Here is a 7,990-nt window from a genome sequence, read left to right as displayed (position 1 = left end):
TTCACTACGGGACGTAGCTCAGCTTGGTAGAGCACCTGCTTTGGGAGCAGGGGGTCGCATGTTCAAATCGTGTCGTCCCGACCAGTTTTAGTTTTTCTTATATGCGGGCGTAGTTTAATGGTAGAACTTCAGCCTTCCAAGCTGATCGCGCGGGTTCGATTCCCGCCGCCCGCTTACACAAGAAAGAGACGACCTTCGGGTGGTCTCTTTCTTCATTATTAGGGATTTGAACCTCTAGGTTTCAATGAGCAATAAACCTACTGCTCGTTATTTAACTGGATTTTCTCCATCTATTTGAAGGGTATTTCTTGAATTTGAAAGATTAAATGTATTTCTTGTAGTTGTATTCCTTCGATTTGCTGGATTCTTCAAATTACATAGGAAATAGATGTACATTATCCATCTAATCACGAAAATACGTCAGATTCGAGTAAATTAGCTGTAGTTTATACATCTAAACACGAATCTGGTGTCTTCTTGCGTTCGCAGGAGAGTGATAGAATTATCGGTGCAGAGTGTCGACGTTCCGTCTCATCTTCAAATTTTCCAATAGTCATCCTCGTATATCTAGGTTAAAATGGGAAAAACATGCAATGGGGGACTAACCGAAATGAACGCTATTGAAAATCGTATTCAGGGGTTACACAATTATCATGCGGAGTTAACGGCGACAGCTGATCTAGCTGCATTCTGGGAGCGCACATATGCAGAAGCTACGCAAGCAGTATCGTATACAAGAGAGACGGTGCCTTCATCTTTTGTACAAGCGGAAGTGAATAAGATTGTCTTGCAAGGGGCTGCGGAAACACCGATCCATGCTTGGTTGTTGCTGCCTAATGCAGAGAGTAAGTCGAAGAAGGTACCATGTATTGTTACATTCCCAGGCTATACGGGCTCCAAGGGTAGACCCGAGGATCATGCAGCATGGCTGCTTATGGGTTATGCGGTACTTGCCGTTGATGTACGCGGGCAGGGCGGCGATAGCGGTAACCTGCTGCCTCAGGAGACGGGTATGACGAGAGGATGGATTACACAGGGGATTCTCGACCCAGAGACGAGCTATTATCGTGCGGTTGCGATCGATTCCTTGCGTGCTGTACAATGCGCGTTAGGGCAGCCGGAGATCGACAGTGAGCGGGTATTCGTGTTCGGTGGAAGCCAAGGCGGCGGGCTGGCGCTACTCGTAACCGCGCTCGAGAAGCGCATTCGGGCAACGATTGCTCATGTCCCGAATCAATGTCACATGGATCTGGGTCTCTTGAATTCGGTTAGTTCGCTTAGTGAGGCAGCGGATTTCGTGACTCGTTTCCCGGAGTATCTGTCTCATGTACTGCGAACGGTTTCTTATTTTGACATCATGAATCTAGGTGATCGTATTGGGCAGCCTGTTCATGTTACGGTAGGGTTGAAGGATACGTGCTGCTTACCAGAAGCGATATTCGCTGCTTATAACCGAATTGAATCCCCAAATAAATCTATAGAAGTGTATCCCTTCATGGGGCATGCAACACCTCCTGGTTCCCATGCAGCTGCACATGCCTTTTTCTCAAAATGGTAAGGACAGAAACAAGGGCCATATAAAGTGTGCTAGACCCTACCTTTTCCGAGATCTCATGGATCTGCAAAGGTGGGGTCTTTGTGTGTGCGAAGGGTTGAGGTGATCGATCATTTCCGTACAAAGTAAGAAGCAGAACAGTTGGATAAGATAACCTATAGCTAACGTGAAGGGAGGTGTTGACGGATGAAGGTCACAGAGGAATCATTTGAAGAGGTATTTGAGCTAATGGAAGCCGCATTTCCAGATACGGAAATTAGGACGTATGAGGGCCAGCGGGCACTGCTAGCGCATCCTAACTACAGATTAGATATAGAGCGAGATGATCAGGGGCAATTGCTCGGCTTCCTAGCGAGTTGGAACTTTAGCACGTTTCGATTTGTGGAACACATTGCTGTGAATGGTGCCATCAGAGGTGGCGGGATTGGCAAGCGCATGCTGACGGCGTATATGAGCAGTGCAGGTACACCAATCGTACTTGAAGTCGAGCCTCCGACTACTTCAGATGCAACTCGGAGAATTGAATTCTATAAGCGCTGCGGGTTCCATTTGAACCTCTTTCCTTATGCGCAGCCTCCACTTCGAGAAGGGCAACCGAAATTGCCTCTCAACATCATGAGTTATCCTAACCCGATGACGGACAATGAGTTTAATCCCTGTAAACGGATCCTGTTTACCGAGGTGTATCGGCAGCTGCTCTGAGAAGAGTGGCTGTTTTCATGTGCTTACATAGAAAAGGAAACACTTACCATCTCGCAAAAGTTGTCAGGGCAAAACGAACTATGCTAGTCTAACATAGACAAAAAATGCCGAATCTCAGAGCATCGAAAGCTCTGGTACGGGGGACTTCTTTACTTGGGGTGAATGAATGCTCAGTTAGTCTGTCTATGGCTAATGGGGCGCACTAGGGAAAACCTCTTCCCGAACCCGTCAACTAACCTCGGAGGCTTCAAGGAGGCACAATCGTTTTGAAACTTTTTTCCAAAAGCTTTATTTGTTCATGCGCGCTTCTAGGCGCAGCTATTTCCCTATTCGCCGCTCCATCTGCACATGCCGCTGCCCCTGATACCTCTTCGGTGAAGGTTCAGGTCAATGATGACCTGGTGAAGTTCCCGGAAGATCAACCGTTTATTGATACGGATGGTAAACTTCAAGTGCCGCTGCGCGTGTTGTCGGAGAAGTTGGGTTATCAAGTGGGATGGGCGAAGCAAGGCGATGAAGTCGTCGTCACGCTGATGAACAAGCAACAGGCGATTCAACTCACTACAGACGATGAGCAAGCGATCGTGAATAGTAAGTTAGTTGCTTTAGAGAGTAGTCCAACGCTAGTTAAAGGGAGTACCTATGTCCCTCTACGTTTCGTGACAGAGACATTCGGATCTGCGATTGCGTGGAACGATGCGAATAAAGTCGCGATCGTGGAAGAGGATGGAAAGCCTCACAAGCCAGCTTGGATCGCACCCCCGCCAGTAGCCGCAGCGGCCCCAGTGGCCAAGGTCATTCAGCCATCTATTGCGGCTCAAATTATTCAAGCTGCTACGACTTTCAAAGGGACGCCATACCGGTGGGGAGGAACAACGCCTAAGGGCTTCGATTGCTCTGGATTCGTTCGTTATATATACGAGGCCAAAGGCATCGACCTGCCACGCACCTCCGTGCAAATGTACGATCAAGTGGGGGCGAGAGTGACGGATTTGCAAGAGGGAGACCTAGTCTTCTTTGCTTCTGGTATCGTCAATCATGTGGGCATTTACATTGGAAATAATCAATTCATTTCCTCAACAACGTCCGTTGGTGTAACAGTTGATAGTCTCGCTAGCTCCTATTGGGGCTCTAGATATGTAGGTGCCAAGCGCGTATTATAGGTTGTTATGAATGAAGTGCAAGCATGATGTATGAGAGCGTACGTTCGCTAAGTCTTTCTTGATAGAAAGCAAAGCGGCATATGCTCTTTTTTTTGCGCGGAATTGTGCGATTTTTATCGAATTTTTGAGGATTATAGCCTATAATGGAACAAGGATTGGAAGAAGGTGGGTGACGCGTGCGACATGCAAGTTAGTGTCTGGAAAAGCTGGTTTCATAAGATAAAATTGTCGGTCCGAACAGAACGCATGTACAACGTGGAAACAGGTCCTGCCATACCGGAAGACATTCGGTTTGTGATTACGCAATTTTTTCATACATATAACCATTTCAAAGGGGCAAGACAATTTCAAACGGATACTTTTATTAAAGAAGTATTTTATGCAACGAAGCAAGATCCGAGGGATCTGCGCTCTATTGATGAGATGGAAAGTTATATTCAGAGCAAGAATGTGAACCGGTTACGACTGAAATCTTATGTCATTGATGAATATTTACGCGTTGGTGAGAAGGTATGCATGATTGGTGTGACGCGGGAGTTCAGTAATGCGCATCGTAATCGAGTGCTTTATTTTATCATACAAGAAGAAGGTACTTGGCGGTTTCATCATATTGTGAGATCACATCATGGCAAAATTATTGAGAAATTTCAGGTAAAGGAACAGGTTGGATTCGTAGTGGGGGATGATAAGGTGGCGCTGCTCTTTCTTACACATGCTGATTCGGCCGATGCTTCTACGTTTATGTTAGGGGATTATGTTCACTCAGAAGGCTATCTAGAAGTGGAGCAAGAAGTCAGCGGTCAGCTCTATTATCGCATTGTTCGGATGAATCGCGTACATTAGGAAAGTTGTATCGTCAGATCTATAAGCGGCATGAATAGGCTTTGCTCGGTTGTCGAGTAACGCTTATTTGGTGTATGCGAAAGAGCTATGCAAGTGGACACAACCTACCTCCATATGAAAGAATGGAACTAAAGTGGATCAGGTGGAAGGTTAGGTGTACATGCCTGAAAGGGAGGCAAAGATGGAGAGGGAACCGATGGAGCTGCAGGAGCAGTTTTGGAAAAGAGTAGATGGCGAGCAGTTAGGACAGATTCTACAAACAATAGCCTTGAGCAGGGGGCTGGAGCCTAACCGTCTTGCTTTTGTATGTATAGGGACAGATCGCTCAACAGGCGATTCGCTGGGTCCACTTGTGGGAAGCAGGCTCGAGGAATGGGGCTATCCACACGTCATTGGTACGTTGGCAGCACCATGTGATGCTACGAATTTGGCCATACGTTTGCAAGAAATTCCACCGAATGTTGTTGTTATTGCGATCGATGCTTGTTTGGGGCGCAAACTGAGTGTGGGTCTGTACCAGTTATCGAACCAGCCTCTGGCTCCAGGCAAATCAGTAGGGAAAGATTTACCTCCCGTTGGCGATTATACGATTGCGGCGATCGTCAATGTGGATGGACCTAGACAGTATAATGTTCTGCAAACGACTTCGTTATATCGTGTTATGCAGATGGCTGAAGAAGTAATTCGTGCAATTGTTCATGCAATTCCTTTGTAGCTGAGGGGCAGCAAAGAGGAGAAAGATCGGAGTGATGGGTGAGTGATTGGAGCAGGTGGGCCAGGAGGAATGGGGCGGCTTTCCGACCGGAATCGTCCAAAGGCCAAGTTGAAGGATGTATCGATACGAAGGATTTTGTTATTGTTCAAAAGATATTGGGGACAGCTCTTGGTCATTATTGGCTTGGCACTGCTTGCGGCAGTGATGGGGTTGATCCCTCCTCTAGTTATGAAGGAAATTATTGATACGGCCATTCCACAAGGGCGTGTTCAGTTATTGTCTGTGATGGCGCTGCTGTTAATCGTGCTGCCGGTATTAAGCGGCGTAGTTGGCGTATGGCAAAACCATCTCAATACCAAAGTAACCCAAGGGGTTATCCGGGATTTGGGGCAATCGCTGTTTCACAATTTGCAGCGGCAATCGATGTCGTTCTTCACGGACGCGCGTTCTGGCGAAATTGTTCAGCGGATCACAGGGGATGTACAGTCTGTACAGAGTGTGGTTACGTCCATAGTCGTCTCTTCGATTACGCAGATCGTCATTGTTTTCACAACAATTGGGATATTGTTTGCGTTAGATTGGAAGCTGGCGATTATTTCGGTGCTTATTCTGCCTCTTTTCGTTTTGCCTGTAAAAAAGGTATCCAAGCTACGAAAGGACCTACGCATCGAAACACAAAAAGTGCGATCCGATATTACCTCGCAACTGAATGAGAATTTCGGCATATCAGGCGCGTTGTTGACGCGGATTTTTGGCAGAGAGAAGCAACAAGAGCAAGAATTCACAACGATGAACCAAAAGGTGATGGATCTTGAACTGCGGCTCAATCTAGTTGGCCGTTGGTTCGGAATGGCAACTAGTACGTTAGGGCCGTTAGGTACGGCTATTATTTATATCTATGGCGGCTATTCCGTCATTCAGGGTGATATGACTTTAGGCTCGATTGTCGCGTTTACGGCGTATTTGGGACGGCTGTATATGCCAGTAGGGACATTGCTGAATCTACATGTGGAGGTCGCGACAGCGCTGGGGGTATTTCAGCGGATTTTTGAGTATCAGGACATGGTACCTGACGTCATGGATGCTGATGGCGCGCGTCCGTTAGGCAAGGTGGCGGGGCATGTCCGATATAAGCAGGTGTCATTCGCTTATAAGGTTGGGGAGCAGAGGAGAGTGAGGGAGAGGGATGGACAGGAGAGTAGACGGAAGGAAGTAAGGGAGAGCGGGAAGACGGCTGAGCTTGGCGAGGGAGCCGAGAGAGGAAGACAGGTGAAGCAAAGCGAGGGAGCCGAGAGAGGAAGACAGGTGGAGCAAAGCGAGGGAACTGAGAGAGGGAACCGGGCTGAGCAAGGCGAGGGAGCAGACAGAGGAAGACAGGTGGAGCAAAGCGAGGGAACTGAGAGAGGGAAGCGGGCTGAGCAAAGCGAGGGAGCCGAGAGAGGAAGACAGGTGGAGCAAAGCGAGGGAGCCGAGAGAGGGAAACGGGCTGAGCAAGGCGAGGGAGCAGACAGAATAAGACAGGTGGAGCAAAGCGAGGGAACTGAGAGAGGGAGGCGGGCTGAGCAAAGCGAGGGAGCCGAGAGAGGGAAGCGGGCTGTGCAAGGCGAGGGAGCCGAGAGAGGAAGACAGGTGGAGCAAAGCGAGGGAACTGAGAGAGGGAAGCGGGTGGAGCTTGGCGAGGGAACTGAGAGAGGAAGACAGGTGGAGCAAAGCGAGGGAGCAGAGAGAGGGAACCGGGCTGAGCAAGGCGAGGGAGCCGAGAGAGGGAAGCGGGCTGAGCAAGGCGAGGGAGCCGAGAGAGGAAGACAGGTGGAGCAAAGCGAGGGAGCAGACAGAGGGAAGCGGGCTGAGCAAGGCAGGGAAAGGGAGAAGGTGCAGTATGCGCTGCGCGACATCACCTTTGAGGCGCAGCCTGGTGAGATGGTCGCGCTTGTTGGACCTAGCGGCGCCGGGAAGTCGACGCTGATCGGGATGATCGCGCGGCTGTATGATCCGACAGCCGGTGCTGTTGAAGTCGACGGCGTGAACGTCCGCGACGTGGAGTTGGCGTCACTGCGAGCGCAGATCGCGTATGTGACGCAGGAGTCTTTTCTGTTCCACGCGACGATTGGCGACAACCTGCGCTTCGCGCGGGAGGACGCAACGCGTGAGGAGATGGAGGCCGCTTGTCGGCAGGCCTACATCCACGATTTCATCATGTCGCTCCCCGAAGGGTACGACACGATGGTTGGAGAGCGCGGCCACCGGCTCTCCGGTGGCGAGCGCCAGCGGATCGCGATTGCTCGCGCGATCCTGAAGCGCCCGCGCATCCTCATCCTCGATGAGGCGACGTCGCACTTGGACTCGGAATCCGAGTCCTATGTGCAGGCGGCGCTCGAGGAGCTGATGCAAGGGCGCACGACGCTCGTGATCGCGCACCGGCTCTCCACGGTGCTGGCCGCCGATCACATTTTGGTGATCGAAGCGGGCAGTGTCGTGGAGCGGGGCACGCACAGCGAACTGCTCGCACTGGAAGGGCTTTATGCGCGGCTGTACAGCACTCAGTTCGCGAAGGCTGCCGAAGAGGCAGTGAAGGGCGGCTTAGGGTAGCCGCTGAAGCACAGGCAATAGCACCCGCAGAATAGGCGGGAACTCGAAAATAAGGCCCAAAAAGGGCCTTATTCCAGGACGAGGCAGCCTCGGCGAAGGGAATAGCGCCGAAAAAGGGCGCTATCTGTGTAAATCGCCCGCAGAATAGGCGGGAACTCGGAAATAAGGCCCAAAAAGGGCCTTATTCCAGGACGAGGTAGCCTCGGCGAAGGGAATAGCGCCTAAAAAGGGCGCTATCTGTGTAAATCGCCCGCAGAATAGGCGGGAACTCGGAAATAAGGCCCAAAAAGGGCCTTATTCCAGGGCGAGGTAACCTCGGGGGATGAAGTAAAATAGTTTGTGTAACAAAATTTGGAGTCTTCACAGACAACAAAAAAGTAGGGTATTCTCGGGATTACGACACCACCAAGAAAGGACCCTACT

Annotated in this window: 6 protein-coding genes, 2 tRNA genes and 1 riboswitch; all 8 genes read left to right on the top strand. The window is 50.1% G+C overall.

The features are described 5' to 3' along the window. The first annotated feature begins 7 nt into the window (after positions 1 to 7). Positions 8 to 84 (top strand) — tRNA-Pro (locus A8708_RS11065). Between the two features lie 19 nt (positions 85 to 103). Continuing rightward, a tRNA-Gly gene (locus tag A8708_RS11060) sits at positions 104 to 174 on the top strand. 436 nt (positions 175 to 610) lie between these two features. Next, the gene (locus A8708_RS11055) at positions 611 to 1,558 is read left to right on the top strand and encodes an acetylxylan esterase (RefSeq protein WP_068663550.1); all 948 of its coding nucleotides are present in this window, start codon (positions 611 to 613) and stop codon (positions 1,556 to 1,558) included. Positions 1,559 to 1,741: 183 nt separating this feature from the next. Next, a complete protein-coding gene (locus A8708_RS11050; RefSeq protein WP_068663549.1) occupies positions 1,742 to 2,257 on the top strand; it encodes a GNAT family N-acetyltransferase in 516 nt (171 codons plus the stop codon). Between the two features lie 95 nt (positions 2,258 to 2,352). Beyond that, a riboswitch (cyclic di-AMP (ydaO/yuaA leader) is annotated at positions 2,353 to 2,519 on the top strand. Between the two features lie 4 nt (positions 2,520 to 2,523). Next, positions 2,524 to 3,420: a C40 family peptidase gene (locus A8708_RS11045; RefSeq protein ID WP_068663548.1), complete on the top strand. Its 897-nt coding sequence runs from the start codon at positions 2,524 to 2,526 to the stop codon at positions 3,418 to 3,420. A gap of 183 nt (positions 3,421 to 3,603) precedes the next feature. Next, positions 3,604 to 4,263, top strand: coding sequence for a hypothetical protein (locus A8708_RS11040; RefSeq protein WP_068663547.1), 660 nt, complete (start codon positions 3,604 to 3,606; stop codon positions 4,261 to 4,263). Positions 4,264 to 4,444: 181 nt separating this feature from the next. Then, on the top strand, positions 4,445 to 4,978 hold the full coding sequence (gene yyaC / locus A8708_RS11035) for a spore protease YyaC (RefSeq protein WP_068663546.1): 534 nt from the start codon (positions 4,445 to 4,447) through the stop codon (positions 4,976 to 4,978). A 69-nt stretch (positions 4,979 to 5,047) separates the two neighbouring features. After that, entirely contained in the window at positions 5,048 to 7,567 is a 2,520-nt protein-coding gene (locus A8708_RS36410; RefSeq protein WP_239696636.1) for an ABC transporter transmembrane domain-containing protein, read from the top strand. Positions 7,568 to 7,990: the final 423 nt, after the last annotated feature.

The organism is Paenibacillus oryzisoli, assembly GCF_001653565.1.
Lineage (GTDB): Bacteria > Bacillota > Bacilli > Paenibacillales > NBRC-103111 > Paenibacillus_E > Paenibacillus_E oryzisoli.
This window is presented reverse-complemented; position numbering and strand designations above follow the sequence as displayed.

What these genes read in the sequence shown, in the direction of transcription:
- A8708_RS11055 (WP_068663550.1), top strand. Translation starts at nt 611, where the DNA reads ATGAACGCTATTGAAAATCGTATTCAGGGGTTACACAATTATCATGCG.
- A8708_RS11050 (WP_068663549.1), top strand. Translation starts at nt 1,742, where the DNA reads ATGAAGGTCACAGAGGAATCATTTGAAGAGGTATTTGAGCTAATGGAA.
- A8708_RS11040 (WP_068663547.1), top strand. Translation starts at nt 3,604, where the DNA reads ATGCAAGTTAGTGTCTGGAAAAGCTGGTTTCATAAGATAAAATTGTCG.
- yyaC (WP_068663546.1), top strand. Translation starts at nt 4,445, where the DNA reads ATGGAGAGGGAACCGATGGAGCTGCAGGAGCAGTTTTGGAAAAGAGTA.
- A8708_RS36410 (WP_239696636.1), top strand. Translation starts at nt 5,048, where the DNA reads ATGGGGCGGCTTTCCGACCGGAATCGTCCAAAGGCCAAGTTGAAGGAT.